At 36.4% G+C, this 18,539-nt stretch carries 15 protein-coding genes; 9 read left to right on the top strand and 6 right to left on the bottom strand.

The window, feature by feature from the left end:
- Positions 1-138: 138 nt before the first annotated feature.
- Both CW736_RS12610 and CW736_RS12605 read left to right on the top strand, forming a co-directional pair.
- On the top strand, positions 139-1,107 hold the full coding sequence (locus CW736_RS12610) for a phosphoribosylaminoimidazolesuccinocarboxamide synthase (RefSeq protein WP_101014657.1): 969 nt from the start codon (positions 139-141) through the stop codon (positions 1,105-1,107).
- Between the two features lie 433 nt (positions 1,108-1,540).
- Positions 1,541-2,893: an NAD-dependent succinate-semialdehyde dehydrogenase gene (locus tag CW736_RS12605; protein ID WP_101014655.1), complete on the top strand. Its 1,353-nt coding sequence runs from the start codon at positions 1,541-1,543 to the stop codon at positions 2,891-2,893.
- 122 nt (positions 2,894-3,015) lie between these two features.
- Here the strand turns inward: CW736_RS12605 and CW736_RS12600 are convergent, their stop codons facing one another.
- Positions 3,016-5,415 carry a M43 family zinc metalloprotease gene (locus CW736_RS12600; RefSeq protein ID WP_101014653.1) on the bottom strand — a complete coding sequence of 800 codons (2,400 nt, stop codon included), beginning with the start codon at positions 5,413-5,415 and terminating at the stop codon, positions 3,016-3,018.
- Positions 5,416-6,125: 710 nt separating this feature from the next.
- On the opposite strand from CW736_RS12600, the gene CW736_RS12595 reads away from it, so the two are divergent.
- The 3 genes from CW736_RS12595 (at position 6,126) to mscL (ending at position 11,365) form a co-directional block, all read left to right on the top strand.
- Positions 6,126-7,982: a DNA topoisomerase IV subunit B gene (locus CW736_RS12595; protein WP_101014651.1), complete on the top strand. Its 1,857-nt coding sequence runs from the start codon at positions 6,126-6,128 to the stop codon at positions 7,980-7,982.
- A gap of 107 nt (positions 7,983-8,089) precedes the next feature.
- A complete protein-coding gene (locus CW736_RS12590; protein ID WP_101014649.1) occupies positions 8,090-10,768 on the top strand; it encodes a DNA gyrase/topoisomerase IV subunit A in 2,679 nt (892 codons plus the stop codon).
- 159 nt (positions 10,769-10,927) lie between these two features.
- Positions 10,928-11,365: a large conductance mechanosensitive channel protein MscL gene (gene mscL / locus CW736_RS12585; RefSeq protein ID WP_101014647.1), complete on the top strand. Its 438-nt coding sequence runs from the start codon at positions 10,928-10,930 to the stop codon at positions 11,363-11,365.
- Between the two features lie 62 nt (positions 11,366-11,427).
- Here mscL and CW736_RS12580 read toward each other — a convergent pair whose 3' ends face one another.
- The 3 genes from CW736_RS12580 to CW736_RS12570 are packed head-to-tail and all read right to left on the bottom strand — an operon-like array spanning position 11,428 to position 13,084.
- Entirely contained in the window at positions 11,428-12,249 is an 822-nt protein-coding gene (locus CW736_RS12580) for a TerC family protein (RefSeq protein ID WP_101014645.1), read from the bottom strand.
- A gap of 11 nt (positions 12,250-12,260) precedes the next feature.
- Complete coding sequence (locus CW736_RS12575) at positions 12,261-12,632, bottom strand: DNA topoisomerase IV (protein WP_101014642.1); 372 nt, start codon at positions 12,630-12,632, stop codon at positions 12,261-12,263.
- A 38-nt stretch (positions 12,633-12,670) separates the two neighbouring features.
- On the bottom strand, positions 12,671-13,084 hold the full coding sequence (locus tag CW736_RS12570; protein WP_232735361.1) for a helix-turn-helix domain-containing protein: 414 nt from the start codon (positions 13,082-13,084) through the stop codon (positions 12,671-12,673).
- 423 nt (positions 13,085-13,507) lie between these two features.
- On the opposite strand from CW736_RS12570, the gene CW736_RS12565 reads away from it, so the two are divergent.
- The 3 genes from CW736_RS12565 to CW736_RS12555 all read left to right on the top strand — a co-directional run bounded on the left by CW736_RS12565 (position 13,508) and on the right by CW736_RS12555 (position 15,671).
- Positions 13,508-14,593, top strand: coding sequence for a M14 family zinc carboxypeptidase (locus CW736_RS12565; protein ID WP_101014638.1), 1,086 nt, complete (start codon positions 13,508-13,510; stop codon positions 14,591-14,593).
- 80 nt (positions 14,594-14,673) lie between these two features.
- Positions 14,674-15,147 (top strand): Lrp/AsnC family transcriptional regulator, encoded by a 474-nt coding sequence (locus CW736_RS12560; protein ID WP_169934428.1) that lies wholly within the window; start codon positions 14,674-14,676, stop codon positions 15,145-15,147.
- Positions 15,147-15,671, top strand: a complete 525-nt coding sequence (locus CW736_RS12555; RefSeq protein ID WP_101014636.1) for a DinB family protein — start codon at positions 15,147-15,149, stop codon at positions 15,669-15,671. The genes CW736_RS12560 and CW736_RS12555 overlap by 1 nt, the downstream gene beginning before the upstream one ends.
- A gap of 85 nt (positions 15,672-15,756) precedes the next feature.
- On the opposite strand, the gene dnaN is transcribed toward CW736_RS12555, so the two are convergent.
- Positions 15,757-16,872, bottom strand: coding sequence for a DNA polymerase III subunit beta (gene dnaN, locus CW736_RS12550; RefSeq protein WP_101014633.1), 1,116 nt, complete (start codon positions 16,870-16,872; stop codon positions 15,757-15,759).
- A gap of 484 nt (positions 16,873-17,356) precedes the next feature.
- Between dnaN and CW736_RS12545 the strand changes: the two genes are divergently transcribed.
- Positions 17,357-18,022: a DUF2461 domain-containing protein gene (locus CW736_RS12545; RefSeq protein WP_101014630.1), complete on the top strand. Its 666-nt coding sequence runs from the start codon at positions 17,357-17,359 to the stop codon at positions 18,020-18,022.
- Here the strand turns inward: CW736_RS12545 and CW736_RS12540 are convergent.
- The gene (locus tag CW736_RS12540; RefSeq protein WP_101014627.1) at positions 18,017-18,427 is read right to left on the bottom strand and encodes a glyoxalase; all 411 of its coding nucleotides are present in this window, start codon (positions 18,425-18,427) and stop codon (positions 18,017-18,019) included. The genes CW736_RS12545 and CW736_RS12540 overlap by 6 nt on opposite strands.
- Positions 18,428-18,539: the final 112 nt, after the last annotated feature.

Below are 18,539 nucleotides of genomic sequence, written 5' to 3'. Positions count from 1 at the left end.
TTGCATCGATGAATTACAATTAGAACAGCCTCCAACAGCAGTGCTCATAGCTGGTAGATAACTTGAATAAAAAAAGAGTAATACATTCCACATATTCAATGAAATAGTAGAAATTTGCTTAACAATAAATTCGTTAAAATGCCAACACAACTTCCAGCAACTATTACTGATACTAATTTTAATTTTCCAGGTCAAAAGAGCCTTTACAAAGGAAAAGTAAGAGAAGTTTACAACATTAATGACGAGTTGTTAGTCATGATCGCCAGCGATAGGCTGAGTGCTTTTGACGTAGTGATGCCTAAAGGAATTCCGTATAAAGGACAAATCCTAAATCAGATTGCCACGCAAATGATGGCAGATACCCAAGATCTCGTCCCTAATTGGTTGATTGCTACTCCAGATCCTAATGTTGCAATAGGTCACCTTTGTGAGCCATTTAAAGTGGAAATGGTCATTCGTGGATACATGGCTGGTCACGCTGCAAGGGAATACAAAGCTGGTAAAAGAATGCTTTGTGGTGTTGCTATGCCAGAAGGAATGAAGGAAAATGATGCATTTCCGAATCCCATCATTACCCCAGCTACCAAAGCCGAAATGGGTGATCATGATGAAGACATTTCCAGAGAAGATATTCTTGCAAAAGGCATTGTTTCCTCAGCAGATTATGAAGTTTTAGAAAAATATACTAAAGCATTGTTTCAGCGAGGTACTGAACTAGCTGCAAAACGCGGATTGATTCTCGTGGATACCAAGTATGAATTTGGTAAAACAAAAGAAGGAGAAATAGTCCTTATAGATGAAATTCACACACCAGATTCTTCTAGGTATTTCTACGCAGAGGCTTATCAGGAGCGTCAAGATAAAGGAGAATCTCAAAAACAATTGAGTAAAGAATTTGTGCGTCAGTGGTTGATTGCTAATGATTTTCAAGGTCTTGAAGGGCAAAAAGTACCTGAAATGACTGATGAATACATAGCATCAGTGAGCGATCGCTACATTGAACTTTACGAGAATATTACAGGAAAAACTTTTGAAAAAGCAAACACTTTAGATATCATGTCGCGTATAGAAACCAATGTGTTGGCTTGGATGGAAAAAAGATCCTAGTTATCAAATGTGTTGTTAAATAATGATGAAGCAACTTTTTTAAAGCATGCCTAATGAATTTGTCTTTACATAGGATCACATCATTGCAGCTTTTTTTGCTAATATTCTGAAAGAACTCCAATTTAATAAGCTTAGCAGGTATCCGTGTAGAACTCCAGGACTTTAAACTGGCTGGTAAAAATGCTGCGGTTGTTATTGATAAGGTAATTTTATTTGAAAACCTTTAAGCTTTCCTACTGCTTCTCTCTTTCAAAACTATAAAGGTTAGACTGTTTCCAGTTGAAGTACTGAATTAAATTTAGCACAGGATTTGTCGAAAACCTAAAAAAAAGAAAGACTCTGTAAGAATTACAAATCAAATAACAGTAACCGTTAAAGCCTTCTAAAGTTTTCTTTATCATGGGAATTATCATTGTATTTTTAAAATAAAAAGATGATCACGACCATAAATCCATACAACGGTAAAGAGTTGCATCAATACCAAGAACTGACCAAAAAGGATATAAAAGCCAAATTAGAAACGGCTCAAAAAACTTTTGAAGATTGGAGAGCCACTAGTTTTGAACATCGTGCAAACCACCTGCGCAAAGTAGGGGCATTGCTGAGGAAAAATAAGGAATCTTACGCAAAATTAATGACCGCTGAGATGGGCAAGCCAGTTTCACAATCTAGAGGCGAACTAGAAAAATGCGCTTGGTTGTGTGATCATTATGCTGCAAATGCTTCAGGTTATCTCGCAAAAGAACATATAGAAACAGAGCATTTTAAATCTTATGTAAGTTATGAGCCTATAGGTGTTGTGCTTGCTGTCATGCCTTGGAATTATCCGTTTTGGCAAGTTTTTCGTTTTATAGCACCAGCCCTTATGGCAGGTAATGTGGGCGTTTTGAAACATGCGAGCAGTGTCATGGGATGTGCCGAATTAATCCAAGATATCTTCTTAGAGGCTGGTTTTCCACAAGGTTGTTTTCAGAATTTTGTAATCGGAAGCGATGCTGTGGAAGCTATTATTGAAAATGATATCATTAAAGCGGTCACCTTAACTGGTTCTAAATCGGCTGGTGCAGCGGTTGCTTCTACCGCTGGAAAACAAATCAAGAAAACGGTATTAGAGTTAGGTGGGAATAACGCCTTAGTGGTGTTTAAGGACGCAAACATTGATGCGACCGTAGAAGAATGTGTGGCTGCTAGGTTTCATAATACAGGACAAAGTTGCATTGCAGGAAAGCGATTACTGCTGCAAGAAGAAATTGCAGAGGAGTTTCTAGATAAATTCACTCAAAAGGTAAAAGCGCTTGTTTCTGGAGATCCGCTAGAAGAAGATACCTACATAGGAGTTATGGCAAGAGAGGATCTGGCTGAAGAGCTAGAAGACCTTATGAATGCCTCTATAGAAAAAGGAGCAGAGCTGCATTGCGGTGGATCCAGGGATAAAACTTATTTTGCTCCGACCATTTTAACTAGTGTCACCTCTGATATGCCTGTTTTTAAAAAGGAAACTTTTGGCCCTTTGATTGCGGTCACTACGTTCAAAACAGAAGAAGAAGCCATTAATTTAGTCAATAATTCCAAATTTGGCCTTGGAGCAAGTCTTTTTTCAAACGATCTAAAAAGAATGGAAGAATTGGCTGCTCAAATAAAAGATGGAGCGGTTTTTATCAATCACAAAGTAGCGAGTCATCCTGCGTTGCCTTTTGGCGGTACTGGAATTTCTGGTTATGGTAGGGAATTGTCTTATTACGGGATTAGAGAATTTGTAAATATTAAGACGGTTGTGATCGCATAATGTTTTATGTGTTTCGCTTTCGCGAAAGCGGAACAATCCCATATTTTCTACGTTAAAAAAGAACATAAAAAAAGCCTGTCCATTCTGTATGGACAGGCTTTCTAATTAAAGAATTTTAAGAATTACTTCTTGATAAACTTCTTAGTTACTGTTTGCTCACCATCGTTGATTTGAATGAGATAAACATTTGCCTTAAGTGCCGCAACGTCAATTGCATTTCCATTTAGGGTTCCCGTCGCAACACGTTGTCCACTGATGTTGTAGATCGTGTAAGTTACCTTTTCACCAGTTGCCGTTGTAAATAAATCGGCACCGCTTACTGGGTTAGGATAGATGGAAATACTTGTAGGGATGTTCACAAGGCTTGCCGTAGCTTCTCGCGCAGTTCCACAAGTTCCTAAATTAGCCCAACTCGCAGCCAATCTTTCAAAAAGAGTGTTTTGATATACCACACGATCACCTACAGAATAGGCGAGGGCACTATTGTATGCAGGAACGCCAGCACACTTATCAGTTGAGATGGCACCACTTGTAATTTTTAAATCATCTACAGCGATGTCACCTTGCCATGAAGTAGTAGTATTTACGGTCAATCTTAATTGAAGATCAGTACCCGCATATGCCGCAAGATTCACATTAGCGGTTAACCATGCTGCCCCTTGATCACCAGACTTCGTAAATATAGTAGTAAAAGCACCACCAGTACTCGCTTCAACGTTAAGAGTCCCTACTGCGTTACCTGTCATCTGGTATTGGAAGGATAAGTTAGCATTATTCTGACTGCTTAGGTCAAAACACGGAGAATCTAAAGAAGCTGTTTTGCTAAAGTTAGGATCAGAAGCTTCTACATAAACATAGAAAGAACCTTGAGCAGCCGCAGTTGGACCTGTACTACCTGATGGAGTTCCGCCTGATCTTAAAGTCCAGTCTAGTGTATCGCTGTTGTTTTGTGACCACTGTCCTAAAGTGTTTTCAAATCCTTCAGCATAAGGGAAAGAAGAAACACCATTTAAACAACTAGAACCAGTAGTAGCTGCTGTAATTCCAAATCCATCTACAGCGATGTCACCTTGCCAAGAGCCTGTAGTGTCTACTACGAGTCTTACTTGTGCTGTATTAGCACTTAATGAAGCCGTTCCAGTTAACCATGCTGCCCCTTGATCACCTGTTTTGGTAAATACGGTTGACCATGCAGTGGATCCGTCAGCTCTTGCTTGTAATCTTAATGTTCCAACAGAAGGACCTGTCATTTGATAGCTAAAAGAAGCATTAGGAGTCGCCCCACTTGCAAAGTTTAAACATGGAGAGTTCAAAACAGCTGTCTTATTAAAGTTAGGATCAGATGCTTCTACAAATACGTAGAAAGAACCTTGGTCTGCTCCAGTTGGGCCAGTACCACTTGATGGAGTTCCACCTGATTGTATGGTCCAGTCTAAAGTGTCGCCAGAATCCTGTGTCCAGCCACCTAATGTGTTTTCGAAACCATTAGAATAAGGGAAACTGTTTATAGTACTGCTACATCCAGTAGCACCACCGCCACCAGAAGGAGGAGTACATTTAGTTGATTGTGCTAAAGCAGCGTGAAAACCACCGCTTAATAAGTTAGCTCTCATACGCGCTTTTTGACCTAGAGTAAATAGGTTCATACAAGAGTCATTAGAATAGTCCATGTAATTTTGAACCATATCGGTAGTACCACAAGAAACAGTACCTATAGCACATCCACCATTTGAGGCGTCAGATTCTGGAGTATCAGTCACAAAATCATCAGCACCACAAGGTCCATCACCCCAAATATGGCGAAGGCCAAAAAGGTGACCTACTTCGTGAGTCGTAGTTCTACCACCATCAAAAGGAGCAGATACCGAACCGGTACGACCAAAGTAGTTATACCCCATTACCACACCGTCTGTAGCTCGACTTCCACCTGGGAATTGTGCATAACCTAAAATACCAGCTTGTCCGTTACTATTTAAAGCAGAAACGGTCCACATATTAAGGTATTGGGTAGTATCCCAAGGGGTTGTTCCTCCTGTTGCAGCACTTTTCATTCTGTTTTGAGTAGTATTCCAAGAAGTTATAGACGATGCCTTTCTGGTAATACCGTTGGTAGCATTTCCATTGGGATCTACTTGAGCAAGACAGAATTCAATTTGCATGTCTGCTGCTTGAGACCAAACGTTATCAGCATCGCTGTTGGTTCTTCTGAAGTCTTCGTTAAGCACATCTATTTGAGATTGAATTTGTGCAATGCTTATATTTTGAGTCGAGTTACTGTACAATACATGTACTACTACAGGAATAGTAATGACACTTCCATTAACTGATTTTTGAATAAGTAATTCATTTGCTTTTTGCTGTGTGTATCGCTCCACATTTTCTACACTTCTTGCTAATGCTGGATTTTGAGACATCGCCAGCTGTAAGTCTTCATGGGTAGAACACTGTCTTTGTTGTGCAAATGTAAAGGAGGAAAAAAGTACTGCAATAACCAGTACTAATTGTGTAAAGTTTTTTTTCATGATTTGTATTTATATGAACAATTATGAAGCCTAAAATAGGCGCTTTTATCAATTATGCAATAAATCATTTCTTTAGACATCGCAGTATTCAAGGTATTCTGGGAGTTGTTGACAATTTGATAGGTCTAAGTCTTAAATCATAACCATACTATTCTTATAGGCTAATCGATTTGTTGTCAATTTGTTAATTTTTTCATAACTGATATTTCACTAAGATTTTTGTAGCTGATTATATTCCGATTTTTAAGATATCAACATTTATCTCTTTAACGAAATTATAATGCATTTCATCGGTTTTTATTATATTTATGGTATAAATCAAGTCGGTAATTAGGGAAGGGAGTATTTTAAATACAGACAATAAGTAAGTCAATTTAAAAGGAGGCTTTTTATTCCAGGACCAATAGAAAAATAAACTAAAACATATGGGAGCTTAGGAGCTAATTGAGATCAACGAATGTCTAATACTTCTTCGCAAAATTTCTTTAGGTTTAAAAGATTATAAAATTGAGAAAGGGATGATTTTGATCCATAGGGAAGTGGAAGAGCGCTATTATCTTTTACGATTTAGAATGTGATCAACCCCATAATGAGCAGCCATATGTATTTATTCACATCTTATGCTTGAAATATGTTAATTAAATTAGTTTTTGTAGCTAGACAGTAGCGGCTACAATCCTTATATTTCCACTTATACAGATTTTATTTTAATGGACGGAACTACGCAATATACCGAGGATAATATACGCTCTCTCGACTGGAAGGAACACATAAGAATGCGTCCTGGAATGTATATAGGTAAGTTAGGAGATGGCTCAAGTCCTGATGACGGGATTTATATCCTTCTTAAGGAAGTTATAGACAACTCCATAGATGAGTATGTCATGGGAGCCGGAAAAACCATTGAGGTTTCTATTCAAGGAGAACGTGTTATTGTACGCGATTACGGTCGTGGGATTCCATTAGGTAAAGTAGTAGACGTAGTGTCAAAGATGAATACTGGAGGGAAGTATGACTCTAAAGCTTTTAAGAAATCTGTAGGTTTAAATGGTGTAGGGACCAAAGCTGTAAATGCACTTTCCTCATTTTTTAGAGTAGAATCTACAAGAGATAATAAAAGTGCTAGTGCTGAATTTGAAAGAGGGGAGCTTACTGGGAAGGATTTTCTAGAAGAAACAACTCGACGCAAGGGAACAAAAATGACTTTTATTCCAGATGCTGAGATCTTTAAAAACTTTAAGTACCGACCTGAATATGTAGCCCGTATGTTGAAATACTACGTATACCTTAATCCAGGACTGACGATTATCTTTAATGGAGAGAAATTTTATTCAGAGCACGGATTAAAAGACTTGTTAAGTGAAACAATTATAGAAAGCGATCGATTGTATCCCATCATTCATTTGAGGTCTGAGGATATTGAGATTGCCATGACGCATAGTAGGACGCAGTACAGTGAGGAGTACCACTCTTTTGCAAATGGTCAAAACACTACTCAGGGTGGAACACACCAAGCCGCTTTTAGAGAAAGTATAGTAAAAACTATTCGTGAATATTATAATAAAAATTACGATGCCAGCGATATACGTAAATCTATAGTTAGTGCTGTTGCTATTAAAGTAATGGAACCTGTCTTTGAATCACAGACTAAAACAAAACTAGGTTCGACAGAAATGGGAGGAGGCTTACCTACGGTAAGAACTTTTATAAACGATTTCATTAAAAATCAGCTGGACAATTACCTTCACAAGAACCCTTCGACGGCAGATGCGCTTCAAAAGAAAATTGTGCAGGCAGAACGGGAGCGTAAAGAGCTTTCTGGAATTAGAAAATTAGCACGTGATCGTGCTAAAAAATCCAATTTACACAATAAAAAATTGCGTGATTGCCGAGTGCACTTAGGAGATACTAAAAAAGATAATAACTTAGAAAGCACCTTATTTATTACGGAGGGAGATAGTGCCAGTGGGTCCATTACTAAATCTCGTAATGTAAATACACAAGCGGTATTTTCTTTGCGTGGTAAGCCTTTAAACTCTTACAACATGAGCAAAAAAATTGTTTATGAAAATGAGGAGTTTAACTTACTTCAAGCAGCATTGAACATTGAGGATAGTATGGAGGACTTGCGTTATAATAAAATTGTGATCGCAACAGATGCCGATGTAGATGGAATGCACATCAGATTACTACTCATTACTTTTTTCCTACAGTTCTTTCCAGAATTGATCAAGAAAGGACATTTGTATATTTTACAAACGCCATTGTTTAGAGTAAGAAACAAGAAAGAAACCAAATACTGTTATACACCAGCAGAACGTACTGAGGCGATGGCTACATTAGGGAAAAACCCAGAAATCACCCGATTCAAAGGACTTGGAGAGATCAGTCCAGATGAGTTTGTTCATTTTATAGGAGAAGATATACGTCTGGACCCTATTATGTTGGATGACGGAATGAGTATTGAAGATTTGTTGAGGTTTTATATGGGTAAAAACACACCCGATAGACAAGAATTCATTATTGATAATTTGAAAGTGGAATTGGATGTGATTGAGGATCAATAGTAGGTTAAGAATAGGATCTTATTCTGCTTTCGCGAAAGCGAAGCCAATACAAAAGAAACAGTTATCTACTAACTGATAATAATTAACTGATAACGGACTACTGTCCCATGAGTGAAGAAAACGAAGAATTAGAGCATTTAGCAGATGGCTTGGAAGAGCAATCAACAGAAACCATTACACGTGTTACCGGCATGTACAAGGAATGGTTTTTGGATTATGCGAGTTACGTTATTTTGGAACGTGCTGTTCCAGCTATTGAAGATGGTTTTAAACCAGTGCAGCGACGCATCATGCAATCCATGAAGGATCTGGATGATGGGCGTTATAATAAGGTAGCAAACATAGTAGGTCATACCATGCAGTACCACCCGCACGGTGATGCGAGTATAGGCGATGCTATGGTGCAAATAGGTCAGAAGGAATTATTGATAGACATGCAAGGAAACTGGGGAAACATACTCACCGGTGATCCTGCGGCTGCTTCTCGTTATATTGAGGCGCGTATTTCCAAGTTTGGATTAGAAGTTCTTTTTAATCCTAAAATTACAGAGTGGCAGTCCAGTTATGATGGACGTCGCAAGGAACCTATCAATTTACCAGTAAAATTCCCTTTGTTACTAGCTCAAGGAGCTGAAGGTATTGCTGTAGGATTATCAACAAAAGTATTGCCGCACAATTTCAATGAACTGATCGATGCATCCATCAAGCATTTACAAGGCAAGCGTTTTAAGATATTTCCTGATTTCCCTACAGGTGGAGCAGCAGATATGTCAAATTACAACGATGGTCTTCGCGGTGGAAAAGTTAGGGTACGCGCAAAGATGCATTCACCAGACAAGAGTTCGATTGTTATTACAGAAATTCCGTTTTCGACAACGACTAGTACACTGATTGATTCGGTCCTTAAAGCAAATGAAAAAGGAAAGATTAAGATCAAGAAAATTGAAGATAATACAGCTGCAAATGTGGAAATTTTGATCCACTTACCATCAGGCTTATCTCCAGATAAAACTATGGATGCGCTTTATGCGTTTACCAATTGTGAGGTAAGTATTTCACCATTGAGTTGTGTAATTGAAGATAATAAACCGCTTTTTGTAGGAGTGACAGAAATGTTGCGCCGCAGTGCAGACCATACGGTAGAGTTACTAAAAGCAGAGTTAGAGATACTGCTTTATGAAGTAGAAGAGCAGTGGCATTTTGCATCCCTAGAGCGTATTTTTATTGAGAATCGCATCTATAGGGATATAGAAGAAGAAGAGACCTGGGAAGGTGTGATAAGCGCTATAGATAAAGGTTTAAAACCACATATAGGTCATTTAAAAAGAACAATTACAGAAGAAGATATCGTAAGATTGACGGATATACGTATCAAGCGTATTTCAAAATTTGATATTGATAAAGCCCAACAAAAAATTGATGCGCTAGAAGACCGCATCGCAGAATTAATACACCATCTGAAAAATCTCATTCAGTTTGCCATCGATTATTTTACAAAACTGCAAACTGATTATGGAAAAGGTAGGGAACGCAAAACGGAGTTGAAAAACTTTGAAGATATCATTGCTTCTAAGGTGATCATCCGTAATACAAAACTATATGTAAATAGGGAAGAAGGTTTTGTAGGAACTGCCTTGAAGAGAGACGAATATGTTTGCGACTGTTCAGATATTGACGACATTATTTGCTTTACCAAGGAGGGAACTATGATGGTAACTAAAGTTGATGCAAAGACCTTTATCGGTAAAAACATTGTCTACGTGGCTGTTTTTAAGAAAAAAGATAAGCGTACCATATATAATGTCATTTATCGCGACGGTAAAAATGGGCCAAGTTATGTCAAAAGATTTGCTGTGACGAGTATGACCAGAGATAGAGAGTACCCTATGGGTAAGGAAGATAAAGGTTCCTACATGCATTATTTTAGTGCAAATCCTAATGGAGAGGCCGAAGTAGTAAGTATTAACCTTCGTCAACAAGGAAGTATTAAAAAGGTCAAATGGGATTTAGATTTTTCAGAAACCTTAATCAAAGGACGTACTTCAAAAGGAAACCAAGTCACTAAATACAACATCAAAAAAGTAGACCTTAAAGAAGAAGGGGTTTCTACCTTAAAACCACGTAAAATCTGGTTTGATGATACCGTACAACGACTTAATGTAGATGAAAGAGGAGAGTTATTAGGTGAATTTAGAGGTGAAGATCGCTTGTTAGTTATCACCCAAAAGGGTATTGTAAAGACCATTATTCCAGAGGTTACTGCGAGATTTGACGATGATATGGTTGTCTTAGAAAAATGGATACCTAAAAAACCTATTACTGTTATTTATTTTAACGGTGAACGCGAGCTTTTTTATATCAAGAGGTTTTTAATAGAAAATGAAGAACGCGAAGACTCTATTATTTCAGACCATGAAGGTTCTTATCTAGAAGTGGTCTCTACAGATTATAAACCTATGGCAGAGTTAATTCACGTCAAACCTAGAGGCAAGGATCAACCAGATAATGAGGAGGTCAACTTAGAAGAGTTTATTTCTATCAAAGGGATCGCTGCACAAGGTAATATGCTGACCAGAAGTAAGATCAAACAAATTAATTTGTTAGCTTCTTTGCCTTATGAGCCAGAAGAAACTATTCCAGCTCAGGAAGTAGAGGTGAATCAAGAGGAAGTCGTTAGTCCTAAGAGTTTAGGCGATGATGAAGCTATTACTATGTCTAAAATTGATCCTGATGCACCAGACCCTGACCCAGGTATAGATGATACGGGACAGTCTAGTCTATTTTAAAGTATTTATAAAAGCAATAAAAGCGGTTGAATTTTAAATTTAGCCGCTTTTTTTATTTTAGTTTTACTGTTGGATGCCACCTAGTTTCCTGCCATTTTCTATTCTTTATTAGAAACAGACAGAGGAAGTATTTTTAATCAAAAATTCAAAGTTCATAGTATGAAATTATTAAAAGAGTTCAAGGAGTTTGCAGTAAAAGGGAATATGATAGATATGGCGGTGGGTATCATTATAGGTACAGCCTTTAATAATGTGGTGCAAATACTCGTTAAGAAAGTGATTTTACCCCCGCTTTCTTACCTGACTGATGGTGTAAACTATGAGGATAAAAAATATGTTTTAAGAGAAGCTTTAGAAGTAGGGACTGGCGATCGCGCAAAAGAGATCGCGATAAGTTATGGGGAGCTTATAAATGTGATTATAGATTTTATGGTCATAGGCTTTACGATATTTATAGTCATAAAGCTGATGAATAAACTACGTAACAATGCTCAAGATCCTAGCAATAATAAGATGGTAACTCCTAAGGATATAGAATTGCTCAACGATTTAAAAGAGTTGATGCAAGAACAAAATGCGATCTTAAAGCAGAAGTAATTTTTATAAAGGATTCAGAGCCTGTCTATTTAGAAAAATAAAAGGTCGTATTTGAATTAGATCTATTCCTTCATAAGGTCTGTAGTTTTTTTGTGCACTTGCTTATTACCACGCAACTTAAAATTGAGAAACTCAATAAACATAGAGAAGAAAATAGCAAAGTATAAATATCCTTTAGGGATGACGCCTGTTTCGCTGCCAAAGAAGCTTAGATGAGCCATATGAGCGCCTTCTGCAATAAGCATAAAACCTATCAAAAGTAAAAAGGCAAGACCTAATACCTGTACCGATGGATGCTTGTTGACAAACTTTCCTACTGGATGTGCAAATAGCAACATTATACCTACTGAAATGACTACAGCTATGATCATCAAGACCAATGCATCATTTGGATCATCACTTAACCCGTTGGTCATTCCTACAGCGGTTAGAATACTATCAAAAGAGAAGACAATGTTGATCATAGTAATTTCTATAATCACTTTAGAAAGAGCTGACGACTGCTTGCGTTTTACTTCATTATGATCGTGTCCTATATCTTCTACCTTTTCATAAATTTCTTGAGTTGCTTTATAGAGTAAGAATAAACCACCAGCAAGCAGTATAAGCGACTGTCCCGAAACTCCACCACTTAACCAACCATAGTCAAAATCAAACCAACTGCTTTGAAGAGAGATCAGCATGCTGATGCCAAAGAGTAAAACTATACGTAAAATCATGGCCAACACAAGTCCTAGGTTAGTAGCCCGCTTGCGTTGTGTATCGGGTAATTTATCTGCAGCAAGAGAGATAAAAATAATATTATCTATACCTAAAACTATTTCTAAGAAGGTAAGAGTCAGAAGCGCTATCCAGGCATCTGCATTTGCAAAGATTTCAAACATGATGGGTTGTTTTATTTTTTAACGGCCGTTCCTTTATAGATCTGGTCACGACCGGACTGTTTAAATTCAAAGGTATAGGAATCTTTATTAGTGCTCAAGATTTTAAATAGGTAAGCGCGGCTTTCTGCATTTGTTTTAGGATCAATTGGAATCACTCTCCATTCACAATCATTTATCCATTCAATTCTTGAAGTATCTACTTTAGTTTCAAAACGCTCAATTTGGAAATCTTTGGTACGAGTAAATTCAGTCTTTAATAATTTACCGCCACTTTCTTGTTCCCATATAAAGGTGCCTTCTTGAAAGTCTTTACAGTCTCTGGTGTTTTCATAGCAACCCGTTGTAAAAAATAAAATTAAGATCAATAGAGGTGAATACTTCATGTAGAATTTTTTTACAAAGTTAATTCTTGATCCTGTAGTTAAGGTATAAAATATTCAAAACTTCCGTCGTCATATAACAAAATTACTTTTTGTATATTTTTCCCTTTACCTATTTTAGGTGTGTGAGTGGCTTCTTTGTGATCAGGTGTTGAAAAAAGATCTTGAGACGCTGCTTGCATAGGATCAGGGTGGCTGGATTCCATTGCTTTATTTTCAAGAATAGCGGTAGGAGTTGAGCTTTCAGTAGGAGGTGTTGATGGCGCTTCTGATTTGGGGTAAGTTCCTTTACCATTTAGCAGCCAGTCGAAATCTACTTCTGGAAATTCCTTCACGGTATTAATAACAAAATCCAGGCTGGGTTTGTTGCGTCCGGAAAGAATATGTGATATAGAACTACGTCCTACATTAATACGTTCTGCAAAGGAAGAAGCGTTTAAATCGTTCCTGTCCATAATTTTTTGCATTCTTTTTGAAAAATCTGCTGAATTCACCATAGGTTACAAAAGTAAACAAAATATGGTTTACAATTGTGTTTATTAATGTAAACACTTGACTCATGTTAGACATAAACAGTTCATAAAGACTAGATATATAGTAAATCTTTTGTTTATATAAAAGCATTTTAATTACTGAAATACAAATACATAGATTATTAATAATCTTTCCTTGATGCTATTGGGTTATTTCAACAAGAAACAGGAGCAACAACACCAGGATAGTTGATTACAATTGTAAACTAAAGTACAGATTGAATTGTTTACATTTGTAACAGGTTAACTGTTTACTTTTGTGAACCTTAAAGAGTTTACATTTGTACTGTTAATAATACTATTCTAATGCATCCTTTTGATACTAGCTTAAAACACCATTCTTAAATGCTTCCTAGATATTACTCCTATATACAATTTGAAGATTACTTCCAGAAGATCTTAAACACTTTAGATGGTTCTGTTTTAAAAGATCTTGTAATAGGTGAATCAGTGCTTAAAAGATCTATTTATGGATTAAAGATAGGATCTGGTAAGGTTAAAGTTTTAGCATGGTCTCAAATGCACGGTAATGAATCTTCTACCACAAGAGCTATTTGTGAGCTTTTAAGAAGGAGTGATTTAGAACATATGTTAGAAAATATTGAATTGTATATTATTCCTATTTTAAATCCAGACGGTGCTGATAATTGGACTAGAGTAAATGCAAATAATGTAGATTTAAATCGCGATGCGGTTTTATTATCACAGCCAGAAAGTATTGTTTTAAGAAAGGTTTTTGATGATTTCCAACCCCATTATTGTTTCAACTTGCATGGACAACGTAGTATTTACGGATCTAAAAATGGTTCAATTCCTGCTCAATTATCTTTTCTTGCTCCTGCAGGAGATAAAAATAAAAACCTTAGCGCTGCCCGTATTAAGGCTATGCATGTTATTAATTCTATAAATACCGACTTAAATCATCACGTAAATGGAATCATAGGTAGGTATAATGATGATTTTAATATCAATTGTGTAGGAGATTTTATGATGAGTAACCTTGTGCCTACTGTCTTATTTGAGGCAGGTCATTCGGGAGATGATTACTCTAGGGATGAAGTGAGCATATTGGTATATAAAGCGCTTCAAATAGCCTTAAAATCTGTTTTTACAAGTCATTTACTTAAGGTTGCTGTTGTGAATGCATATGAATCTATTCCAGAAATGAGCAAAGCTTATGTAGATATCTGGATAAAAAATTATAAATCCCCAGCAGGTATAAAACATCTCTGTATTCAGTTTCATGAGCAGGTTCAGGATGGTAAGCTCTATTTTATTCCTATACTAATAGGTGTGAATAGAGAAGATGTCTTAAATGGACACCGTGTTATAGACTTGTCAGACGATGACAGTTTTAAAAATGATTTGATTGTAGAAGATAATTTTGAAATTTATTCAGAGTCGTTGAATATTACAATATTTGCTAATTAATTGCAAAAGTGTTGAATTTGTTAGTTTATTATCATCTATTGTCTTTATTTTACGGAAAATTGTTAGAAAAATACATTATTATGGCAAAGATTGACGATATTGATAAGAAAATTCTTGATGTTCTTATTGAGAACACTAGAACACCTTTTACAGATATTGCAAAAAGACTTAATATAAGTGCTGGAACAGTTCATGTTAGGGTAAAGAAAATGGAAGAATCAGGAATTATTCATGGATCTTCATTAACGGTAGATTACCACCAGCTCGGTTATACATTTATAGCTTATATAGGTGTGTTCCTAGAAAAAACAAGTACGACTCAATTTGTATTGAGCAGAATTCAAGAAATTCCTTTTGTCACTGTAGCTCATATTACCACTGGTAAATTCAATATATTTTGTAAAATTCGTGCCAAGGATACAACCCACGCAAAGAAAATTATATTTATGCTGGACGATATTGATGGTGTAAGTCGTACAGAAACGATGATCAGCCTTGAGGAAAGTATCAATGATAAGAAAAGATTGTTGCACAAAGTATTTCAAGACCTGTAATGATCCTTTTAAAAGATCTCGATAAGGAAGAATATTCAGAATATTACACTCCTTATCTCTCTATGATTGATGGAGAGTCAAGCATAGAATCAGTTTTAGTAGATGCCATTGAGCAGACAGTTCGGTTAGTTAACTCTATTGATAAGCCGTTTTCTTATAAATACGCAGAGGGTAAATGGTCTATAGGCCAAGTATTAGAGCACAATTTGGACACGGAGCGTATTTTTGCTTACCGCGCACTTAGGTTTCTGCGCAAAGACGCGACTCCATTACCCGGATTTGATCAAGATCTTTTTGTTGAAAGCTTAGGGGATTCCGCTTTCGCGAAAGCGGAATTGCTATCTTCTATCCAATCAACTAGACAGGCAACCATCGATTTGTTTAAGAACGCTACAGAAGATTCTTTACAGTTTAGAGGAGTTGCAAGTGGTCAGATCATGACTGCAAGGGTGATCCCTTTTTTAATAGCTGGTCATAGTTTGCATCATGAGAACATCATTAAAGAACGCTATCTAGATAAGTAGGTATTCTAATACCTGTTGTAGGAAATTTAATATCATAAAAAGGCTCGCATTTGCGAGCCTTTTTATGATAAGTAAGTTTTAAGGTTTATTGATTAAGCATCACCGGCATTACTAGCATAGTAACATTCTCACCTTCATCAAGCCCGTCCACAGGTGTTAAAATACCTGCGCGATTAGGTAGAGACATTTCTAAAGAAACATCATCACAAGTCAAGTTATTGAGCATTTCAATAAGGAACCTACTATTAAAACCTATTTGCATATCGTCCCCTTGATAATCACAAGTCAGTCGCTCATCAGCTTTATTGCTGTAATCTAGGTCTTCGGCACTTATGTTGAGCTCAGCACCTGCCATTTTAAGTCTGATTTGGTGGGTTGTTTTATTGGAAAAAATACTCACACGTCTTACAGAGTTTAAAAACTGTGTTCTAGAGATGGTCAATTTGTTTGGGTTTTCCTTCGGGATTACCGCTTCATAATTAGGGTATTTCCCATCGATTAAACGGCAAATGATGTTGGTAGAGTCAAAGCTGAATTGCGCGTTGCTATCATTATACTCTATCAGTACTTCAGACTCGCTGCCTTGCAACATTGCTTTAAGAAGGTTTAAAGGTTTCTTAGGCATGATGAATTCTGCTGTTTGACTGGCAGAAAGATCTTCTCTTTTGTAACGCACTAATTTATGAGCGTCTGTAGCCACAAAAGTGAGTGAATCACTTGCAAATTGAAAAAACACACCGCTCATTACAGGCCTTAAATCGTCATTACCAGCAGCAAATATAGTTTTGTTAATTGCTGTAGCAAGGGTGTCTCCCATTATAGTAGTGCTGCTAGGTTCTGAAATAGAAACCGCTTTCGGAAACTCTTCAGCAGCTGCACAAGCTATTTCAGATTTACCTTTATCGTGACTTACGGTCATCATGGTGTCCACAGAATGAAAAGTGAGAGGCTGTTCTGGAAATGTTTTAAGTGTGTCAAGTAGTAATTTTGCGGGTAAAGCAATGCTTCCATCATCTTGACTTTCTACCTCAAGTTTACTGACAATGGTAGTTTCCATGTCGCTAGCAGAGACCTTAAGCTCATTACCAGTTAATTCTAGAAGGAAATTATCTAAAATGGGTAGGGTGTTGTTGTTATTGATGACTCCACCTAATAGTTGGAGGTGTTTTTGCAGATAAGAACTAGATACTATAAATTTCATCTTAATGTTATTATTTGGTGATCTTAACTTCTTTTCTTTAAAGAATTATAAGAAATTAGTTCAAATAGGAAGGGCTTATAAAATAAACTGCAAACCCATTTTTAACGTTTTACAAAGATATTTTATATATAACTAGTAGCATAACATACTTATTAACAATTAAACCCTTTTTATAAATAAAACGAGCATCTTTATCTTATATATCTTGCTTCTTACTTGTGTTTTTTTTGCAGAAATGTTGTTGACTACAGCAAAGATCAAATATGTAATGATCTGGAATTTAATAGCTAAAATAGAAATCAACCAAACTTTAGATGGTTTTTTAAATCTGTCTAACAAAAAGTAATGCCTTCCTATCAACAATATTGTTAGTCTGGCTTGTAGAAAAGAATACAAGGCTCTTATTTATTATAAATATAATAATATGATAGGCTCTGCTTAAATAAATTTATAACTTGCTTTTGAGAATTCGAAGGTATTTTTTATGATAGATCCAGCGTTAATTACATTTTTAAAAGAACTCGCTCAAAACAATAATAAAGCTTGGTTTGAGGAACGCAAACCCTATTTTAAAACTCTAGACACGAATTTTAAAAGCTATGCAAATGACATTATGCTTGATTTAAATCAGCATGATGTGATAGAAAGAGCTAAAACCTTTAGAATTTATAGGGATATACGATTTTCAAAAGATAAAACGCCTTTTAAAGCTCATCGCAGTGCTAACTGGATAAGAGCTGGAGCAGATAAAAGAGGTGGTTATTACATGCGTATCAAGCCAAATGAACATGTTATAGGTGTAGGATTTTTTTCTCCAGAGAAAGAAGATCTTCTGCGCATACGAAAAGAGCTCGAATTAGACGCTCAGCAATTAAGGTCTATTATTTCTGATGCGCAGTTTATAAAATGTTGGGGCGATTTGACGGGAGAACAATTAAAAACGGCTCCTAGAAATTTTGATAAAGCACACCCAGATATGGATCTTATAAAATTTAAATCTTTCTATTTTATGAAATCATTTACAGATCAAGAAGTCTTGAGTAAAGATTTCTCCTCTACAGTAAATGCCTCTTTTAAAACCGCGAGGCCTTTTCTAGATTTTATGTCAGAAGTGCTGACCACAGACCTTAATGGAGAGTCCTTATTATAGGTCTACAACAGGCTTTTCAAACAACTGTATGTTGCTAATGAGTCGTTCTCTTACAAGATTCATCATGCGTTTATTGAGTGCGCTAGAGTTGGTGATGTAATGCTGGTACTCTGCTATAGTGAACTGTCCCATTAACATTCCCTTTAAAGAATTTCTGAATTTCTGATCCCTATTGACAGCATTTTCAATGTAATCGATACGTTTATGAGCAGTAAGACCGCAAAAAACATTTTTATGTTTTTTAATGTAGTTTTTAAAAACCGCTATAATCAGGTCATTTTGCAATTTTGCGATAGGGCGTAAGCTGGTATTTTGAAAGCGTTCTTCATCACTCATGTTTTCATCTACTCGTGCACCCATAATTTCAGGTCTTAAAGCTACTAGATATTCGTCTCTATCATTCATAACAAATCGTTTCTATAAAGATATGATCGCTTGATGAGTTATCTAAAAGATAGTACTCCGGTTTCTCAACAATTTTGTTAACATGTAAATATGAGTCGAAGTAGTAAATGGG

Origin of the sequence: Nonlabens sp. MB-3u-79 (assembly GCF_002831625.1) — a bacterium.
GTDB lineage: Bacteria > Bacteroidota > Bacteroidia > Flavobacteriales > Flavobacteriaceae > Nonlabens.
The sequence above is the reverse complement of the archived record's forward strand: the minus strand, read 5'-3'. Positions and strand labels throughout refer to the sequence as shown.